The organism is Chitinophaga chungangae (genome assembly GCF_017742215.1).
Lineage (GTDB): Bacteria > Bacteroidota > Bacteroidia > Chitinophagales > Chitinophagaceae > Chitinophaga > Chitinophaga chungangae.
The window spans coordinates 785,008-804,180 of the sequence record NZ_JAGHKP010000004.1 but is presented as its reverse complement, the minus strand read 5'-3'; the positions used below and the strand labels follow the sequence as shown (position 1 = coordinate 804,180).

Annotated in this window: 19 protein-coding genes; 8 read left to right on the top strand and 11 right to left on the bottom strand. The window is 53.2% G+C overall.

Annotated elements, in window-relative coordinates; all coding sequences use genetic code 11:
* Positions 1-109: 109 nt before the first annotated feature.
* Positions 110-1,765, bottom strand: a complete 1,656-nt coding sequence (locus tag J7I43_RS22795) for a L,D-transpeptidase family protein (protein ID WP_209148232.1) — start codon at positions 1,763-1,765, stop codon at positions 110-112.
* Positions 1,766-1,976: 211 nt separating this feature from the next.
* On the opposite strand from J7I43_RS22795, the gene J7I43_RS22790 reads away from it, so the two are divergent.
* Positions 1,977-2,645 carry a DUF4253 domain-containing protein gene (locus tag J7I43_RS22790; RefSeq protein ID WP_209148230.1) on the top strand — a complete coding sequence of 223 codons (669 nt, stop codon included), beginning with the start codon at positions 1,977-1,979 and terminating at the stop codon, positions 2,643-2,645.
* A gap of 65 nt (positions 2,646-2,710) precedes the next feature.
* Here the strand turns inward: J7I43_RS22790 and J7I43_RS22785 are convergent, their stop codons facing one another.
* Positions 2,711-4,093 carry a hypothetical protein gene (locus J7I43_RS22785; RefSeq protein ID WP_209148228.1) on the bottom strand — a complete coding sequence of 461 codons (1,383 nt, stop codon included), beginning with the start codon at positions 4,091-4,093 and terminating at the stop codon, positions 2,711-2,713.
* 378 nt (positions 4,094-4,471) lie between these two features.
* Between J7I43_RS22785 and J7I43_RS22780 the strand changes: the two genes are divergently transcribed.
* Positions 4,472-5,158 (top strand): c-type cytochrome, encoded by a 687-nt coding sequence (locus tag J7I43_RS22780; RefSeq protein ID WP_209148226.1) that lies wholly within the window; start codon positions 4,472-4,474, stop codon positions 5,156-5,158.
* Between the two features lie 55 nt (positions 5,159-5,213).
* Here J7I43_RS22780 and J7I43_RS22775 read toward each other — a convergent pair whose 3' ends face one another.
* From J7I43_RS22775 to J7I43_RS22750, 6 genes are all read right to left on the bottom strand, one after another.
* Entirely contained in the window at positions 5,214-5,786 is a 573-nt protein-coding gene (locus tag J7I43_RS22775; RefSeq protein ID WP_209148224.1) for a helix-turn-helix domain-containing protein, read from the bottom strand.
* A 1-nt stretch (position 5,787) separates the two neighbouring features.
* Complete coding sequence (locus J7I43_RS22770; protein ID WP_209148222.1) at positions 5,788-6,657, bottom strand: hypothetical protein; 870 nt, start codon at positions 6,655-6,657, stop codon at positions 5,788-5,790.
* Positions 6,658-6,667: 10 nt separating this feature from the next.
* A complete protein-coding gene (locus J7I43_RS22765) occupies positions 6,668-7,213 on the bottom strand; it encodes a heavy-metal-associated domain-containing protein (protein WP_209148220.1) in 546 nt (181 codons plus the stop codon).
* Between the two features lie 76 nt (positions 7,214-7,289).
* Positions 7,290-7,670, bottom strand: coding sequence for an HYC_CC_PP family protein (locus J7I43_RS22760; RefSeq protein WP_449508513.1), 381 nt, complete (start codon positions 7,668-7,670; stop codon positions 7,290-7,292).
* A 48-nt stretch (positions 7,671-7,718) separates the two neighbouring features.
* Positions 7,719-9,701 (bottom strand): putative porin, encoded by a 1,983-nt coding sequence (locus J7I43_RS22755; protein WP_209148216.1) that lies wholly within the window; start codon positions 9,699-9,701, stop codon positions 7,719-7,721.
* A gap of 29 nt (positions 9,702-9,730) precedes the next feature.
* A complete protein-coding gene (locus tag J7I43_RS22750; RefSeq protein ID WP_209148214.1) occupies positions 9,731-10,549 on the bottom strand; it encodes a purine-nucleoside phosphorylase in 819 nt (272 codons plus the stop codon).
* A gap of 110 nt (positions 10,550-10,659) precedes the next feature.
* On the opposite strand from J7I43_RS22750, the gene sucC reads away from it, so the two are divergent.
* The 6 genes from sucC (at position 10,660) to J7I43_RS22720 (ending at position 17,973) form a co-directional block, all read left to right on the top strand.
* Entirely contained in the window at positions 10,660-11,874 is a 1,215-nt protein-coding gene (gene sucC, locus J7I43_RS22745) for an ADP-forming succinate--CoA ligase subunit beta (protein WP_209148212.1), read from the top strand.
* A gap of 133 nt (positions 11,875-12,007) precedes the next feature.
* Positions 12,008-13,045, top strand: a complete 1,038-nt coding sequence (locus tag J7I43_RS22740) for a DUF4407 domain-containing protein (protein ID WP_209148211.1) — start codon at positions 12,008-12,010, stop codon at positions 13,043-13,045.
* Between the two features lie 72 nt (positions 13,046-13,117).
* Complete coding sequence (locus J7I43_RS22735; RefSeq protein WP_209148210.1) at positions 13,118-15,031, top strand: DUF4139 domain-containing protein; 1,914 nt, start codon at positions 13,118-13,120, stop codon at positions 15,029-15,031.
* 110 nt (positions 15,032-15,141) lie between these two features.
* Positions 15,142-15,558 carry an OsmC family protein gene (locus tag J7I43_RS22730; RefSeq protein WP_209148209.1) on the top strand — a complete coding sequence of 139 codons (417 nt, stop codon included), beginning with the start codon at positions 15,142-15,144 and terminating at the stop codon, positions 15,556-15,558.
* A 72-nt stretch (positions 15,559-15,630) separates the two neighbouring features.
* Entirely contained in the window at positions 15,631-16,818 is a 1,188-nt protein-coding gene (locus tag J7I43_RS22725) for a hypothetical protein (protein ID WP_209148207.1), read from the top strand.
* 3 nt (positions 16,819-16,821) lie between these two features.
* Positions 16,822-17,973 (top strand): toxin-antitoxin system YwqK family antitoxin, encoded by a 1,152-nt coding sequence (locus J7I43_RS22720; protein WP_209148205.1) that lies wholly within the window; start codon positions 16,822-16,824, stop codon positions 17,971-17,973.
* Here J7I43_RS22720 and J7I43_RS22715 read toward each other — a convergent pair whose 3' ends face one another.
* From J7I43_RS22715 to J7I43_RS25080, 3 genes are read right to left on the bottom strand one after another with little or no spacing between them, the layout of a single operon-like run.
* Positions 17,974-18,594 carry a SprT-like domain-containing protein gene (locus J7I43_RS22715; RefSeq protein ID WP_209148203.1) on the bottom strand — a complete coding sequence of 207 codons (621 nt, stop codon included), beginning with the start codon at positions 18,592-18,594 and terminating at the stop codon, positions 17,974-17,976.
* A 4-nt stretch (positions 18,595-18,598) separates the two neighbouring features.
* On the bottom strand, positions 18,599-18,994 hold the full coding sequence (locus J7I43_RS22710) for a hypothetical protein (protein WP_209148202.1): 396 nt from the start codon (positions 18,992-18,994) through the stop codon (positions 18,599-18,601).
* Positions 18,984-19,172 (bottom strand): AtpZ/AtpI family protein, encoded by a 189-nt coding sequence (locus tag J7I43_RS25080; protein ID WP_378108827.1) that lies wholly within the window; start codon positions 19,170-19,172, stop codon positions 18,984-18,986. The genes J7I43_RS22710 and J7I43_RS25080 overlap by 11 nt, the downstream gene beginning before the upstream one ends.
* Position 19,173 lies beyond the last annotated feature (1 nt).

Here is a 19,173-nt window from a genome sequence, read left to right as displayed (position 1 = left end):
CATCGCCTGAAAAAGTACAATTTCAACCCCGGCAACACCCGGCATATCCGGCGTGAAGAAATGCAGTGGATCGAAAAATCGCTTTTATAATTTTTAGGGATCGTATGTTTTATTTGAAATATTTCTCCAGCGTTTTGTCTTCGCCATACACGTCTTCATAAAATTGCAAGCGCCCCTCGCGCATTTCCGCGGTAAAATAACGGATATAAATGGGCAGCCGGTTGGTCATGGAATAAACGCGCTGTTCTTCGTTATCCAGCCAGGCTCTCACGCTGTCGCGCATTTCGGGGCGGGGATCGTTGCGGATCATGTACATGGCCAGGCTGTCCCAGGCCTGCACGCGCACGCAGCCGTGGCTCAGCGCACGGTTGCTGTTGCTGAAAAGACTGCGGTTGTTCGTATCGTGAAGATATACGCTGAATTTATTGGCGAAGTTGAATTTGAGGATGCCGAGCGAATTGTCCAGCCCGTCCATCTGCCGCAGCACATATGGAAAATGATTGCGCCCGAGTTTGCTCCAGTTCACGGAATCGGGGCTTACTACGTTGCCATGACGGTCTACCACTTCCAGGTTCTTTTCCGCGAGGTATCCTACGTTTTTTTTGATCTGCGGCAGCATTTCTTTGAACACGATGCTGTAGGGCACGCGCCAGTACGGGTAAAGCACGAAGTTGGTCATTACCGAATTGAGAATGGGCGTGCGCGTGCGCGGCGTGCCCACGATCACGCGGCTTTCCACCACGCTGGCCGTATCTTCCATTACGTTGAGGCGGAAAGCGGGGATATTGACGAGCAGGTAACGGCCGGGCAAAGTGTCCGGCAGCTTGCGCCAGCGGTCCAGGTTCAGCGCGGCCTGCAGCAGCCAGTCCTGCGGTTGTTTGTTGAGCAGCTGGATGGTGCGTTTGCCGGCCACGCCGTCCGGGTAAATATTAAATTCCTTTTGAAATTTCCTCACAGCGTTTTTCAATTTCACCGAATCGGTGACCGTAAAACCGGTGGAATCGAGCTGCCCGGTCTGGATGAGGCGTGCGGCCAACTGCTGTTTGAATAAGAGGGTATCGTAATACTGCTGCGGCAGCGTATCCCAATGCATTCCGCCGAACTGAAGGCTGAATTGCTGCACGCCTTCTTTCAGCGCGACATAGCCGGGATGAAAAGGTTCCTGCTGTTGAAGCACAGCGGAGATATTGCCGTTTTGCAGCGCGGTCTGCAATAAGTTGGCGAGTACGGTATCGGAAAGCAGGGAATCTTTGCGGAGGGTTACACTGTCGCGCGGGGCTACGCCGTAATGCAGGTGATACGACATTTTGAAAAATGCGTCGGTGAGCAGCACGTCCATTTTGGCCCAAAGCGCCGCGTCTTTTTGCGCGTCTTTTCCGGCCCGGAAATGATTTTGCACGTCATTGAGCGCCCGGGCGTGGTAATGCGCCGGGTTCAGCCCGTAATTGCCCGCTGCGTTGATCCATTGCATCATGCTGTCGGTCACCTGCGCCGCCTGCCCGTTCTTAGACCACAAAGCCGCACCCTTCCCTTCAGAATAGGCATATTGCAAAGCGGCAAGCCTGAAAGCGGGCACACTGTCTTCCATAACGCCCTCGTTGCCGGCCACATATTCCAGCCGTTCACGGACCTGTTCGGGCACCACTTCGTCCAGCTGACGGATATTCTGCACGATCTCCTGCTGCCGGGGTTGCCCCTTTTTCCGGCCGCAGGCCGCCGCCGTCATGATTAACAATAATACCCAGCCTGTCTTGAGATAATTCATTCCCTGTTTTATGTGAAGCTAATGTAGAATAAAAAGCAAACTCCGTGCTGCAATTAACGTGTTATTCACAAAGATAATAATGAAGGGGAATTGGATATGCATGAAGAGTAATTATAATACTATAAAATATCCTTTGCCGGGTAGTATATTTACTACAACCGGATCAATCCCGGCGATCTTTACTTTTGCAATATCCATATACCATGTAACAATGAAAAAAACACTGTTTATTTTCCCGTTGCTGCTGGCCGGGTGTATTTCTTCAGGCCCGCAACAGCAGGCGCCTTCCGATTATCTCCTGGCGGATTCCATTCATTTCGATCATGCTGTTGTTGACGATCTTCGTAAAGTGACTTCCGCAAAGTTTGAGAGGCTGGTAACGACCATTGAGGTCATCGATATTATTAATAGTCGCCATGAGGTAACCACCCTGAAACCTGATGCGCTCGAATTTGCAGCGGACGATAAAACAATGAAACTGCTTTCCGGTGTAAGAGACGATCTCAAAAAACGCGGCTATCTTGTTTTTACTTCTGAAGAAAATTTCGGGGATGTTAAGAATAAAATCGGGGTATTAAAATCGACCGATCAGTTCGATATACTGAAATGCCAGGCGACAGACGGCATCAACTACGATATAGAAACAGACAGCGTGATCAAAAAGCTGCGGGAGTGGAACGAGCGGTACCCGTTTGAAATAACGGGCGCGGACCGTGACTGGGTGTCGGCGAAATTCATCGAAGCGCCGGCTGATTTCCATGCATTTGCAAAGGAAGTGTACGCGTTTTGCCCGGACGTGGTAGACCAGGGAACAGGCACCGTGGAAGCCCTTGCCGAAGAAATGAAAACAGGCAACTGGTTGTATCTCTGGTGGGATTAAAATCGCCGGATAGAACAGGCCGCCCGAATGCCGGGCGGCCTGTTCCTTTGTGAAGATGCATGTTATCAACGGTGGAGGGCCGGGCTGATGCGCAGGTACACCTGCGCGCTGAGCGGATTTTTCCCGTAGATGCCGTAGAGCGCTTTGTCCTGCACGTTCACCGTTCCCTGGGCGCCTGCTGCCAGGTTTGTTTTCCAAACGGTAGCAAGCGTTCTGGCATATCCTAACGTAAACGCATGTACGCCGAATTTCGCGTCGCCCAGTTCGTCTTCCAGCTGCAGCTCGTGCGTGCTTTTTTCGACGAACTCGTAACGGCCGTAAATGGCGTTTTTCTGTAACTGCAGGTTACTTTCAGCAAGGAAGGAATGTTCCTTATGCCCGTCACTTTTATTGTTGAGGCCCCATACTGCCGTGGAAGCCACGAAGCTGCCGGGCTTGCGCAGCAGCGCCGTATGAATGGCCGATGCGGTGGTGCGCGTGATATTTTCTTCAGGCTCCAGTGTTTCAGGACTGTGCACGAAAGCCTGGGAGAACTGCAACGCCCATTGTTTGGAAGGATTGTAGCTGAGGCGGTATGCGTAGCTGTCGAACAGCGGTTTATCGAAATCGTAGCGGTTCTCGTCCGGTTCGCGGCCCGTGAAGCTGGAAAATTCCGCTTTTACCTGTTTGTACCTGAACCCGAGGGTGCCCACGCCGAAGGTGATGTGCGTGGCGTCCTGCCAGTGGTGGCCCAGCGGCGCATCCGGATTGTTCATCGCCGATACGCGGTGCATGAATGCGGGGGCGCTGATAGTGGGCTCGCCGGGATAACCGAGGTATGCGTACACGTCCATGTCTTTATTGATGGCGTGGGTGTAACCCACGCTCACCGCGGCAAAAAGATCATGCGGATGCTGACGGTCTACCAGCGCCTGGCCTTTCCAGGTTTCCCCGCTCTGGAACAGCAGCGGGTAGCCCGCCCCGCCCATTACCAGTTTGTCCAAACTCAGCATCAAGGTAGCGTTCAGCAATCCTTTTTTCCCGACGCGGTGGTTCATCATGCCCATGAACCAGTTGGGCGCATCGAACCTGGCGGCACCGCGGGAGCCTTTGGCGGTGAAGTCGGTGGAAGTATAACGGAGGAATACGTTGCCGTGGAACATAAAAGAGGTTTTCCCTTTCTCCGCCATGTACATGTACATCGGGCTGTTGTCCGGCAGCCAGCTGGTGCCCGAGCCGTTCCTGTTCATGGGCAGGTGGAGGGAATAAGCGCTGGTCATGTTGCTCATGTCGTGCCCTTCGTGCATATCGTGCCCCTGGTGCATATCGTGACCGGCGTGCGCCGAGGTGTCTTTTTTTTGCACGGCCGGCACCGTGTCTTTCTTGGCCGGCATGGTATGATGCTCGTGTTGCGCCTGCGCACTGAAGGCTGTTCCGATCAGCAGTAATAGTCCTGTTAAATGTTTCATGTGTTCTTATTTGTCTTTTTCATCGGTCACATGGGATCTGCACTCCGTGCAGAACTCATTGTGTTCTTATTTGTCTTTTTTATCGGCCGCATGAGATCTGCACTCCGTGCAGATCTCATGCGTACCCGTTTATTTACAGCAATTCTTCTTTACAAATAATGACCGGGCGAACCGGAATATGCTTTTGATGATCTTCACCATGGTACCGGGTTTTAATGCTACAAAGGTAGGGCCGCAAAGCGGGCTGATTGTTACACAATTACGGCGATTCGTTATATGATTCAGGAAAGGGACTGAGGAAAGTCATGCCCGCCGGTGAGACCGCTCATAAGGATCTTATAGTTGAAAAAGTAGATTCATGGAACAAATTCCCGCACTATGAACACAAACGACTACCTCGAGCTCTCCCACCCCGTGGCGATGCTGCTGCTCGGCATCGCATTCGGCCTCCTGATCGTCATCATCATGCTGGCCTATACGATCTTCAGCGCTACAGACGTTTACCGCGACCGGTACCTGAAAAACATGCTGCTGGCGACGCCCTTTATCCCCGGTATGCCAGACAGCGCCCTGTTCGTCATGATGTCCGTGATCGTAACGGAGATCATCGTCATTCTCGTGCTGCTGCATGTTTTACGCACGCTCACCGGTCTTCGCGTGAACAACAAAGCCTGGGCGCTTTCTTTTATCGTGATGGGGCTTGCAGGTTATCTATGGGCATTCCAGTTCACACATTCCACCACCGCACAGGCCGCTCCCGTAGCGGCTGTAAAAGAAACGATCGACGAGAACAATGTGCCCGTGCTAAGCGATGAAGCGTCAGTAAAAGCGGGCAGGCTTACGTTTGTGAGCAAATGCGCCATGTGCCACGGCCCGCAGGGCAAAGGCGCCGTAGGCCCGGACCTAACCGATGCCACCTGGCTGCATGGCGGCACCACCAAAGAAATTTTTCACACCATCTGGAACGGCGTTCCCGAAAAAGGCATGCGGGCCTGGAAAGGCGCGCTCAGCGGCAAACAGGTGGCGGAAACGATCGCCTACATTCATTCCATACAAGGCAGCTGACAGCCAACAAAAAAGGCCGTACAATGCGTACGGCCTTCTATTTTTAACGGCTTGATCAGATATGATCGAGCGGTTTGCGTTTATCTTCCTTCAGCTGTTTGAAATGGCTGGGCGTAAGCCCCGTCACTTTTTTGAACTGTCCCGAAAGATGCGCCACGCTGCTGTATCCCAGCTTGTAGGCGATTTCGCTGAGCGTCAGCTCACCGTATACCAGCAGTTCTTTCACCCGTTCTATTTTCTGCTGAATGATGTACTGCTCGATAGTGGTATTCTCTGTTTCGGAAAACACCTTGCTGAGCTGGTGATAATCCTTTTGCAGTTTTTGCGCAAGCAGCGTGGAGAAGTTTTCGTTCAGCTCGTCCAGCTCTCCGTAATGCACCGTTTCCACCACGAAATTTTTGATGGCTTCAACGGTCTGGTGACGGCGGTCGTCCAGCAAAGTGAACCCCTCTTCCTTCAGTGCTTCGGCAATGGCCGCGAGTTGTTCCGCATCGGGAAATTTCGCCAGCAAAGCCTTCCCCAGGCTCACGTCCAGCACTTCCTGCCCATGATGTTCCAGCACATACCGCACCATTTTGATACAACGCGGGCACACCATGTTTTTGATATGTAATTCTGCCTTGCTCATATTACTGCTGCTTTCTGATGTTGTAAAAATTGAACTCGTACCGCACGAGAAAACTCCGGTCCATCACGCGGTCCATATCGCCGTACAACTGCCAGCGATAACCGAGGTCTACGCGCGAGTTGCTGTTGATGATGAACTGCAGGGCCGGCGCCATGTCTATGTAATAACTCCTGCGGTATTGGTCGAGGTTGCTTTTGCCGAGGAACTCCACGTACAGGTTCACATTCGTTTGTTTGTAGTTTTTGTATTTGCGCGGCAAAAGCAGGTAACCGGCAGACACGCTGTAGTTCAGCGCGTTCTTCGAAAAGAAGAGCGGCATTTCATCTTTTGTGTTGCGCATGTATCTGTCGTACGCCACAGTGCCGGAAAGCGCGAGCTTGTGCAGCAGCTGTGTGGCCACGATGCCGCCGCTCACGCCGGAACTGCTCCCGTCGAGGTCGAGATCTTCGTTGCTGTAAGGTTTGGCCGTATGGTCGTGATCGCGCAGGGGCGGCATGTACGGGTTGTTGATCAGCGATCCTTTCACGAACGCCGCTACCCTGAAATGCGACTGCACATCGTCTACCGAAATAAAACGGTATTTGGCGTACACGCTTGCGCCTTCGAACTCGAACTGTTTCTGCATCATGTTCGAAAAATAACCGCTGGCGTGCAGCATCAGCCTTTTGGAAGCGCCGAACATCACTTCGGGCTGCACGCGGTAACCGGTGTAATCCACATGGTCCATCGGGAAAAACTTATTGGTAAGCCGCACGCCAAGAGAATTGGTGGCCATGTTGCTCGCCGGCTCGGTGTACACGTACAGCTCCTGCGCGCGGGCGGCGGCGGCCGTTCCCGCCAGGGCGACGAATAAAAATAGTTGCTTCAGCATGGTCCGGGGCTTAAATGGTTACGTGATACACTCTTTTACCGGCCGGTTTGGCGCCGGGCTGGCAGCAATCCGCCATGGTACCGGTCGCGTAGCAGGACATTTTAGTCTGGGCGCTGAATTTTTTATAGGTCTTTGCGGACACAAAATCCTTGTCTATCACGGTTACTTCCCTTTCGCCCGTCAGCACTTGCGGTTTCACGTTCATGAAATGCAGCGTTTGCCCGGCAAACGGGATATGCGTGTCATTTTCCACTTTCACCTGGTCGAAATTGGCGGTCACTTTCAAAGTGGCCACAGAAAAACCGGCGCCTTCCACTTTTTTGCGGATCTGGTCGAGGTCTACTTTGGCGTTCGGCTTGAAGATGAGGATGAAGGTGGTGGTATTCAGGTCGGTATCGATGCTTTCGACGAAAGGAAGCGTTTTCAGCGCCTTCTGCGTGGCGTTGGAGCACATGGCGCAGGTGAGGCCGGCAGCCTGCAAAGCGGCTTTTTTGTATTGGGCGGATGCGGTGAATTGTGCGCCGATAAGGGCTATTGCAATGAGAATCGTTTTCATGATCTGATGTTTATGTAATGGAAGATCGTGCGGACTTGCGCACGGAATTACTGGTTCCCGGGTAAAAGGAACGGTATCAGATCAGGAAAATGCAATGCTGCTTGTAAAGCGGGAGCGCCGGTATCAGTGGCGGCGCGTGAACGGGGGCCCAGGCTTTGAGCGCCGGGGCGTTAAAAACGGGCTGCAGCCATTGAGGCTGTATCGCCACTGGCACGGCCGTCCAGCTTTCGGAAAGGCCTGCGAAAATTTTGGCCGCATGGTGCGAATCGTCCATTTTGAAGAACTTCGCCTCGTCTTTACAACAATCGCCTTTTAAAGGCATGCCGCATTTCGGGCAGGGCTCTTTGGACGTATCATGCAGGTCCACGGAAGCAAGCTCGCCCATACAATAATGCGCATTGACACTAAACCCGCTGGTAATCAGCGTGTAAAGTATCGCAAAACATATGGTGAGCATTTTCTTCACGGTACAAATTTAAGGTATTCGGCTGAAATAGAACAGCCGTTAGTTCACGAACCACCAGCGCAGCCCCACCCTTACCCCGAAATCGTTGCTGGGGTACAGCGGCGCGTAAAAATTATAATCCCAGAGGAAAGAATTGAGGTTTTCCGCGCGCACGTACGCCGTAAACGATTTGATCCTGAAATGCACGAAAGCGGCTACTTCAGGCATGTTGTCGAACTGCTGCTGGTTCTGGTACACAAACTGGCCGATCACGGGCGAATAATCGTCCGCATAATACGGTGTGTTATATTTCCCTTCCAGCCCGGTGTACAGGTTCAGGTTTTTGAACAGGCGGGCGGTGTACGCCATGCGCAGCCTGGCCCAAAAGGCCGGTACATTCACGGGCGCGTCGCCGGCGATCTGCTGGAAAGCCGCGTCCCCGTCAAAAGTAAAGTTCCCGAGGTCGAGGCGTTTGTAGGCCACCAGCTGCAGCAGGTTGAAGAGGCCGGCGAATTGCTCGCTCTGGGTAAAACTTCTGAAATAGGTGTATTTGTTGAAGAGATAATAATTGGCCGTGACGTTGTATTTCAGCTTCTTATTATCCGCCCTGAACTGGATCTGCGTGACGTTTTCCTTGTCGAGGTTGAGATTTTGCCAGGGAACGTGCTGGTTGGAGCCGAAATAACGGTAAACATAGGAAGGTTCCTTGTTCACGTTCATCGCCATCAGGCTTACATTGCCGAGGGTTTCGTTGAGGTAGCGGCTGAGGCGGCCCATTACGAAATAATCGCCCGCGTTTTCGCCCAGCACGTAAAACTCGCCTTTGGCCTGGAGGTCCCAGCGCTGGTTGCGGGTTTTGTTGCGGTACTCGCCGTGTATCCTGAAGTTCATGAACGAGATCGTATCCGCCTGGAAACGCCCGGCGATATTGTCCAGCCCGCCGCCCAGCTTGATGAAGTGGGCCGTATTGCCGCGCACGGGGAATTGCATGACGGACACATCGTTGCTGATGGTGCGCCACTGGTGGCGGGTATACACGGTATCCGTACCGCCTTCGGGTATGCCAAAGCCGTAATGGTCGGCATACCAGGTGGAATCCGGCGCTGAATCGACGTAGTCGTAGGTGTTTTGCGTGTAGCTGAAAGTATGTTCCACCCTGAACAGCGGGTCGAATTTATAAATATCGGTGGTGTCGTTTACGTGAATAGTGTCTCCCTTGCCCCAGTCGTACTGCTGACGGAGAAGAATGCTGGCTTCCTGGTAATCGTTTTTGGTGGCGATGGAAGTATTAAAAAGCGAGCTGGTGTTTTGCGCGCCGCCGCCGCCGAGATTGGTGGGGATGAGCCGCAGCTGGGTCAGTTCGGGATCGTAGAGGTCTGCCGGGTTCTGGATGCCCCCGTTCTCGCCGCCGTTGAGCTTGTTCAGGTAATAGCTCCCGAAAATATGATACCGTTTGTTCTGGCTGTTGTAATTGGCCGTCACGTTGTAATTGTCGTGGTTGGTGGCCTGGTTGCGGTAAAATCCGGGGGAATTGACCTTCCGGTAAGCGAAGGAGAAATTGAATTTTTCGCCCCTGTTCTGCGTGTGCATGAGGTTGATCATTTGTTCCTGTTTGGCGCCGATGAGGTAACCAAGTTCGGAATAGGGGCGGTTTGTATTATAAAAACGGGCGTTATCGTGATTGTAGCCGTATACGTCGAAGGCATGGAAACCCGCGTCGAACCCGGGCGTCATGCGGGGGCTGAGCAGCAGGTTTCGGGCGGCGTTGCCGTTGTTGCCGAGGGTCATATACGTGGCGGGCACACGCAGGTAATTAAGCTGGAAATCGGAGATGGTGGAATCGATCATAAAGTCCGTCGGCTCGTCGAGATAACGGAAGCGGAGCGTGAGCGTATCCGGCTCATGATCGTGTTTGGTGGTATCGCGCTGCATGGAAGCGTTGCCCCCTCCCCCGCCCGTTGGCAGGCGATTGGTGTTAAATTGCGCCCGGAGGGCGGAGCCGGAGCAAACCAGCAGTAAAAAAACGATAGTGAAATGCCTCATCCTGATGATTCGTGTGAGCCCGCAATTTGCTACAATTGTCGGACCAGTTCGCTGAAAATATATGTTAAATGTGGTTCCGCTCCTTTGGCCGCGGCCAGTACCTCTTCGTGGGTGATCACATTGTCTTCGTCGCGTATGCCCAGGTCTGTGATCACGCTCAGGGCAAACACTTTCAGGCCGCTGTGAACGGCCACGATCACTTCCGGCACGGTGCTCATGCCCACGGCGTCGCCGCCGATGGCGTGCATGAATTTGTATTCCGCCCGGGTTTCGAAAGTGGGGCCCTGTACGCCTACATAAACGCCGGTATGTAAAGATATGTCTTTGGCGGAAGCAATTTCCTTCGCCGCGGCAACGAGCGTTTTGGCGTAGGGCTCGCTCATATCGGGAAAACGGGGGCCCAGGCGGTCGTCGTTACGGCCGCGCAGCGGGTGCTCCGGCTGCAGGTTGATATGATCGGTGATGATCATGAGGTCGCCTACCCGGAAGGTTTTGTTCATGCCTCCCGCCGCGTTGGAAATAAGCAGGGTGTGGATGCCCAGGGCTTTCATGACCCGTATGGGAAAGGTGACCTGCTGCATGCTGAGGCCTTCGTAATAATGGAAACGGCCCGCCATGGCCACCACGGGCTTTCCGCCCAGCCGGCCCAGGATGAGCTTCCCGGAATGCCCTTCCACCGTGGCGGGAGGGAAATGCGGGATATCCGAATAAGGGATCTCCGTGCCACCGGAGATCTCCCCGGCCAGGTTCCCCAGCCCGCTGCCAAGGATGATGCCCGCAACGGGCGTTTCCTTCGCGAAACCTTTGATATAAGCCGCCGCTTCGTTGATCTGTACCAGCATAGCCATGTTTTGTGCCCGGCAAAGTTAATTCTATATAACATATCATCATCTCCCCCCAAAGAAATCCCTATTCTAAAACATAAATTGCCTAAATTAGCGGCCAAATTTAAATACCGATGAATTTACACGAGTACCAGGCTAAAGAACTGCTGAAAAAATATAACGTACCGGTACAGGAAGGTATCCCCGTTGATACCCCCGAAGCCGCTGCGGAAGCGTATAAGCAACTGAAAGTGCAATTCGGCAACAACTTCGCGGTTGTAAAGGCTCAGATCCACGCCGGTGGCCGCGGTAAAGGCCTGATCAGGGGTACGCAGCAACATGGCGTAGCGGTAGGCAAAAACTCAGAAGATATCAAAACCATCGCCGGCAATATCCTTGGCGGCACCCTCGTAACCGTTCAGACGGGCGAGGCCGGTAAAGTGGTAAATAAAGTACTGGTTGCGCAGGACGTATATTATGACGGCCCCAGCAAACGCCAGGAGTTCTACCTCTCCATCCTGCTGGACAGGGCGAGCGGCCAGAATATGATCGTATATTCCACCGAAGGCGGCATGAGCATCGAAGATGTGGCGCACGACACGCCTGAAAAAATATACCGCGAACGCGTACACCCCGGCATGCCCCTCCAGGGCTTCCAGGCGCGCAAGATCGCTTTTAACCTCGGCGTAACCGGCGAGGCCTTCAAAAACATGGTGAAATTCGTGACCAACCTGTACAATGCGTACGTTGGCCTCGACGCAGCCATGATCGAGATCAACCCGCTGTTTAAAGCCGCGGACGATAAAGTGATCGCGGTAGACTGCAAGCTGAGCCTGGACGACAACGCCCTGCTCCGCCACCCGGACCTCGTTGCCCTGCGCGACATCACCGAAGAAGACCCCACCGAAGTGGAAGCAGGCCAATACAACCTGAACTTCGTGAAACTCGACGGCAACGTAGGCTGCATGGTAAACGGCGCCGGCCTGGCCATGGCCACCATGGACATGATCAAACTCTCCGGCGGCGAGCCCGCCAACTTCCTGGACGTAGGCGGCACCGCCAACGCACAGACTGTGGAAGCAGGTTTCCGCATCATCCTGAAAGATCCTAAAGTAAAAGCGATCCTGATCAATATCTTCGGCGGTATCGTTCGCTGCGACAGGGTAGCCCAGGGTGTGATCGACGCCTACAAATCCATCGGCACCATCAACGTTCCCATCATCGTACGCCTCCAGGGCACCAACGCCGCGGAAGCAAAAGAGCTCATCGAGCACAGCGGCCTGAAAGTACAGAGCGCCATCCTCCTGAGCGAAGCGGCAGACCTCGTGAATAAGGCAGTGAACGCTTAATTTTGCAGAAAATTGTGCTTATATATGAATGGCCGGCCGCAACGCCGGCCATTTTTTTGCCTATCTTTGAGCTCCATCCTTTTATACATCAACATGCATCGGGTTAATGGTACACCACTAACACAGAAAATTCATGTTACGCATCCGCCAGTTTTTCCTGATCTGTTCCGGGGCACATCTGCCCATGCTTCGCCGCGCGCCTTCAGAGCTCAATAAATACGCAGGCATCGGCGCCACCGTTTTTTTCACCGGCCTTTTCGCCGCTATTTCGGCCGGCTACGCGCTTTGGACCGTTTTCGGCCAACCCTGGATAGCACTGCTGTTTGCCGTTGTTTGGGGACTGATGATCTTTAACCTCGACCGCTACATCGTGTCCAGCATGAAAAAACGGGAGCGTTTCGGGCAGGAGCTTTGGATGGCCACGCCGCGCATCATCCTGGCCGTGCTCATCGCCATCGTGATCTCCAAACCGCTGGAACTGAAAATTTTCGATACCGAAATTCAGGCCGAACTGATCATCATGGAACAGCAGAAGTTCCGCGAACAGGAAACCAAAGTATCCGAACGTTACACCAGCCGAAGCAACGAACTGAAAGCCCGCATCGCCGCGCTGCGGCAGGAAATGGCCGTACAGGCCGCCCGGCGGGACACGCTGCAGCTGCTCGCCCAGCAGGAAGCCGATGGTACCGGCGGCTCGCGCGTAAAAAATCTCGGCCCGATCTATAAAGCCAAAAAAGCGGACGCAGACAGCGCTTCCGTTGCACTGGCAGCGCTCGGCGGCCGGCAACGGGCGCTCAGCGCGGAACTGGCGCAGGTAGACAGTACTATTGCCGCCGATATCAAAGGGCTGCAACGCGGCCGGCTCAACGGCATGGCGTCGCGGCTGGAAGCTTTGGGGCGGATCACCGCCGCCAGCCAGCCCATCCGCTGGGCCAACTGGTTCATCATGCTGCTGTTCATCGCCATAGAAACCGCTCCCGTATTCGTTAAGCTCATTTCGCCCCGCGGGCCGTACGACGACCTGCAGGACCAGCACGAATTCACCTTCACCATGCACCGGAAGGAAAAGAAAGCCATCCTGCAGATGGAAACTGAAGACCGGATCGCGGAAAAAGAAGCCGCACGCCCCGCACGCAAAACCACGGAAGAAAGCAGAACGGCCTTTTCCTGACCTTTCGAAAAAAATTTTACCGGCATTTATGGAATCAGGAAAAAAATTACATCCTGACCATAAATGCACGGTATGAAAAAAGCTTTTTACTTTTTTGTCCTCCTATCGTTACATAATAACGCGTACGCCCAAACGAAAAAACTCAATGTACCGTCTTCCATCGAAAACGTGACAGTATTCCTGCAAGGCGCGCAGATCACCCGCACAGCGAGCACCACCATCCCGTCCGGCACCACCACGCTCGTTTTCCCCGGCATTTCGCCGGAACTGGAAGAAAAAAGCATACAGGTGCAGGGGAAAGGCGCTTTCACTATTCTCTCCGTATCGCGCGAGAAAAATTATATGTCCAACCAGCAGAAACCGCGGGAAGAGCTGGTCCGGCTGCAGGCCCAGGCGGAAATTCTCGAAGAAAAACTCCAGCGTGAAAGGAACCGCGAATCCGTATTCAAACAGGAAGAAGAAATGCTGAAAAAAAACCAGGACCTCCGCGGAACCGCTACCGGCCTCAAAACCGCGGACCTGAAGGAAGCGCTCGATTTCCAGCGCAACCGCCTCACCGAAGTGCTGGACCAGCTGCTGGCCATACAGGGCAACATCCGCCAGATCAACGACCAGGTCAGGCTCAACGACCTGCAGCGCAACGCGCTGATGCAGCAAAAGGACAGTTCCGTCAACGACTTGCTCGTTACCGTTTCTTCCAAAGAAAACATCACCGGCAAGCTCACGTTGCGTTATCTCGTTAAAAACGCGGGCTGGTACCCTTCTTACGAACTGCGCGTGGAAAACATCAGCCGCCCGATGGAGCTTGCTTACAAAGCCAACGTGTTCCAGCAATGCGGCGAAGACTGGAAAAACGTGAAGCTCAGCCTTTCCAGCGGCAACCCTTCCGAAAACGGCCAGAAACCCGAACTGAATGCGTGGTACCTGCGCACTTTCTCCAATATGCAGGAACTGCTGCGCGCCCGCAGCGCCGCCAAAACCGATGATATCGGCCAGGTAAGCGGCACCGTGACCGACCCTGCCGGCAGACCGATCACCGGCGCCACCATCCGCGTGCCCGACCGTACGATCGGCACGTCTACCAACGAAAAAGGAGAATTCGCGCTGCAAGTGCCGCCCGGTACCAAAACGCTGGACGTGTCGTACATCGGCTACATGAAACAGTCTGTGCCGGTAAGCGCCGCACGCATCCCCGTGGTGATGTTCGAGGACACGAAGGCTTTAAACGAAGTAGTGGTGGTAGGTTATGACAAACAACAGAAAAGAGCAGTGATCGGCGCTTCGTTGGAAGGAAAAACATCGGGTATAATGATACGCGGCACCAGCACCGCCCTGCAGCGGGAAGACATCCCGCTGGACGTATCCGCCAGTTTCCACACCACCAGCGTCAATTTCGACATCGTTTTGCCTTACACCATTTTATCCGACGGCAAACCGTACGCCGTAGCCGTGAGCCAGAATACCATGCCCACCAGTTACGAATACCATGCCGCGCCCAAGCTCGACGCCGCCGCTTATCTCATCGCGGGCGTTACCGGCTGGGAAGAGCTGAACCTGCTCGAAGGCGAAGCCAGCATTTACTTCGAAGGCACCTATCTCGGCAAATCGCTGCTCAACCTGCAAAGCGCCGCCGATACCCTGTACGTATCGCTTGGCCGCGACAAAAATATCGTGATCAACCGCAAGCTGCAAAAACAATATTCCAAAAACCAATTCCTCGGCGGCAACCAAACGTCCGTCCGCAACTGGGAGATCAGCGTGCGCAATAATAAACAGCAGCCCATCCGCATACTCGTGGAAGACCAGGTGCCCATGGCCGCGCAGGGCGAAGTGGAAGTAAGCAGGGTATCGTACGCCGGCGCCAGCCTCAATCCCGTTACGCAGTTGGTTACCTGGAGCCTGGACGTGCCGGTGAAGGAGGAAAAGAAAATGCAGCTGCAATACACGGTGAAATACCCGAAAGACAAACTCGTCAATCTCGACTAAACGATACATTCAACACATCCATTCGATGTAGCTCATGCTTCAACAGCGCCTCCCGTTCCCGGGAGGCATTTTTTTGTTATCCGCCCAACTTTGCGTACATTAAACATACTATGCAGGTACATATCAAAACAATCCACGGAACCAGCGCCGCGGCCGGTTGGGCCGGGCCGCGCAGCGTTGTGATAGACCGCACGCCCAGGGCCGGCGGCCTTGGTATCGGGTTCAGCGGCGAAGAGCTGTTCATGATGGCGATCGGGGCAAGCCTTTGTAACGACCTGTACCGGGAAGCCGCCATCCGGGGCATCGATATCGCGCATGTTGAAATTATCGTGAACGGGGACTGGAGCGGCGAGCCCGCGCTGGCGAAAAACATCCGGTACGACATCCGGCTGGAATCTTCCGCGCCCCGCCAGGATGTGGAAGACCTTATCCGGCATACGGACCAAGTGGCGGAAATCCCGTATTCGCTCCGCAGCGGCACGCAGGTGAAACTGAACGCCGTCGATATCGTGAAGCAGGACGTTTAACAAAAAGTTACCAATTGCCATCGCGCCGCCCGTTCGTTTGCGGGCTGCCGTTATTTATTTATTTTACAGGCTATGACCGTCCCTAAAACCTTTGCGCTCCTTACATTCCTGCTATTCGCCGGCCTGTGCGCCAATGCCCAGAAAAGCAGGAAAAACGACGCTAAAAAACGTACCACTTCCGATACGCCCAAAACCAGTTCCGTCAGTAAAAAACAACAGCTTTTCCTGCTCGATTCCGTGGAAATAAAAACCTCCACCGAAGAAAAACTCCTGGAAAGCCAGGTGGGTTTTATCAACACCGTGCGCGACCCGTTCACGCTATTCAGGCTCGGTTACGGAAAATACGACAGCATCACCTTCATCTTCACCAAACATTACCTCACGCTTTCGCCCGAACAGAAAAATATTCCTTCGCAGGCGCGGCTTGAAAGAAAAAAGAACAACCGCTATTATTTCAGGGGCGAAATGTACACGGGCAAAGTGATCGATTATTATTATTCGGGTGAGATCAAATCCGAAGGATATTATGAAGAAGGCCTGCAGAAAGGCCCGCTCAAACAATACGATGTGAACGGCATTCTCACGCTGCACAACCTGATCGTTGAAGATTCGCTGGACCTCGGGAAAACGGCTACAGACAGCGCGGGGAACGTGTATTACCGCTGGAAATTGCTGCTGCCGCAGGGTGTCTCCATCCATGAATATTATTATCCCAACGGCGCATTAAAAAAACGCACGGAAATAGACAATAACCGCACGATCACGTCCGAATATCTTTCCTCCGGCGAAATGACCGATTCCACCGTTTTTATCAAAGGGCGGGGCATTGCGGAGGTCATAAAAACCAAAACCACCGAGCGCAGGGAAAGACTGATGAAGATCGACGAATACGACGTTGCGCTGAAACGCGAGCCGAACAACCCGAAAATTTACATGGGCCGTTCGCGGTACCACATCAAAAATCTTGAATACGCCGCTGCGCTGGAAGACGTGAACACCTGCATCAAACTGGAGCCGCAGGAGCCCGATTATTACGGCGAACGCGCGCTGGTGCCGTTTTTCAAGGCTGCGTATTTCGACACGGACCACAGGCTGCAGAAAAAAGACGTGCTGGCTTATCTCCGCGCGCATCCTTACATCAACATTCCGCAGGCAGAAAAGGTGCAGATCATGAAAGACCTGGAAAGGGCGGCGGTGCCTTTCAGCAACGACAAAGTTTTTAAAGAGGTGTATAAGTATCTGAAGAATATTAATTTCTGAGGTATGAAAAACAACATCTTCATCGCACTGATGTTTACGCCGGTTGTACTTTCAGCGCAGCCGAAACCCGCGAAAATATTGTACTACCTGGATTCCGTATATGTTTCTTACGACCCGTTGCAATACCACCGTTATGCGCGGGGCGTGCTTGAAGAATCTGACGTGGCTTATGTAAATAAAGTAAAAGCATCCGGCAATGTTTTCCGCAATGTTCCCGAAATGGGTTACGACAGCGTGATGTACGTTTTCACCAAAGCCTATGTTGAACGGAGCACGGATGATAAAAAGATCCCATCGACCATGACGCTCGATGCGCGCTGGAAACGTGGCGAGACGATTTATTTTCAGAATGGCCGGACCTATACCGGCAAAGTGACCAATTATTTTTTCAACGGGAAAAAGGAAATGGAGGGCACTCTTGAAAACGGCCGTTGGACGGGAACTTCCAGCTATTATAATGAAGACGGCCAACTTATCCGCACCCTCGCTTTTACAAAAAGAGACGGTGGGGAGGAACAAATATCCGCGGATGGAGCCGGGCATATTTATGAAAAGAGATATCAGAAAGGCGGCAATCTGGAAGTGTATTCCTACTATGCAAACGGTGCATTGAAAAGTAGTTATATAGCAGCGGATAAAAAGGGAAAAGTATCGCTGGATTATCATTCCAACGGGAAGTTGAAAGATTCTGCCTACGCCCGCTCGAAATGGGCCAGGTGGACAAAAAAGGCCGGGAGATTCCGGGAACTGCAGGACCTTTTGATGAAGGGACAATTCGACGAAGCGTTCCGTCTTGATCCCGGGAATCCCGGGATATATTACTGGCGGGCCATTGATAAGGCCAACCGACTTCAGTTCGATTCGGCCGTTGCCGATATGGACACGGCAATAACGCTTGAACCGCTCGAGCCGGTGTATACAGGCTACAGGGCATTGCTTCGTGTAAAAAAATACGCCTACCTGCGCGATAAGGAAAAGTTCGGCGCTGATGAATATAAACTGGTATGGTACCTGAATGAGAATCCACCACTGCCGGTGCCCGCTGAAGAAAAAGCATTGATGTTAAAAGACTTGGAAACAGCTATGGTGCCCACCGAGAATATTTATCGGTCTGAGGAATACAAAGCGGCGTATAAATCCCTGAAAAAAGAATGATCATTCCTCCACCACTTCCACTTCGTAAACAGGACTGAAAAGATACACGCGTTTAGACGGCACTTCTTCGCAGCGGAAACGTTTGCGGATGCGTTCGCCTTTGCGGAACATGCGGCCGTCTTTGGTTTTGAAGAGCTGGCCTGCGGGAAGCTGCTCCACCAGGTAATGATTTTCTTTCCGGCGGTCGTAGTTCTTGAGCACGCGCATCAGGTCTTCGTCTGCGCAGGAACTCGCAGCGGGATTGTGCAGGCTTTGTTTCACGGCGGCTTCCACGTCGGGCGGCAGGTATTGTTTGCCGACGAACTCGCGGAGGATCTTGCTGTATTCCTGCTTCCATTCTTTGCCGTGGGCGGGCACGCGGTTGCCGTAAACGATGAAGGTAACGAGGTGCGCGATTTCGTGGAGCAGGGTGAGTAAAAAAGAATATTTGTTGAGGCCGCCGTTGACGCTGATGCGGTGGCCTTTGTTTTCGTAAGGGTGGCGGTAGTCGCCCAGCACGCTCTGGCGTTCGCGGGTAATGGTAAGGTGCACCTTATATTCCGTGATATAGGCGATCACCTGGTCGAACGTGCCTTCGGGCAGGTAGCTGGCTAACGCATGTAAAGGTGCTTCTTGCTTCAAACGCTCAGGATTTCTTTTGCTTGATCATGACCCGGTACAGGTGGATAGTTTCGAATACGGTGTACACGAGATAAAAGAACAGCAGCAGGAAGATGGTCGATTTGCTGACGCGCTGGCGGTTGAGCAGCACGTACGCGATAATGCCTACCGCGCAAAGCATCAGTTTGCTGAGGGTAGACGCATATACCGAACGTACGAACACGTTCGGGTTGGCGGCGGCCATGCCCTTGCGGTTCATGGAGTAGCTGATCAGCGTGATGAGGGCCATTACGATGTTGCCCGCCACCAGCACTTCAAAATGCGCCCCCAGCGATTGGAGGAGCCATTGCTGTAACAGGAACAAAGCAGCGGTGATCAATACGAACACCCCTGCCAGCCAAAGAATAAATTTATCGGTCATGCTTGCTGGTATCTTTTACAATTCGCCACAAAAGTAGGGCTAAAGAAAGTAAAGAAAAAATGATCATAAAGGCAGGGAAACGTATTCCCAGCCATTGATCCAGCAAATAGCCCAGCCAAAGGGCCAGGCCGATGGCAGCAAGCATCTGGAACGCCAGGCCGGCGTACCGCCAAAGCATT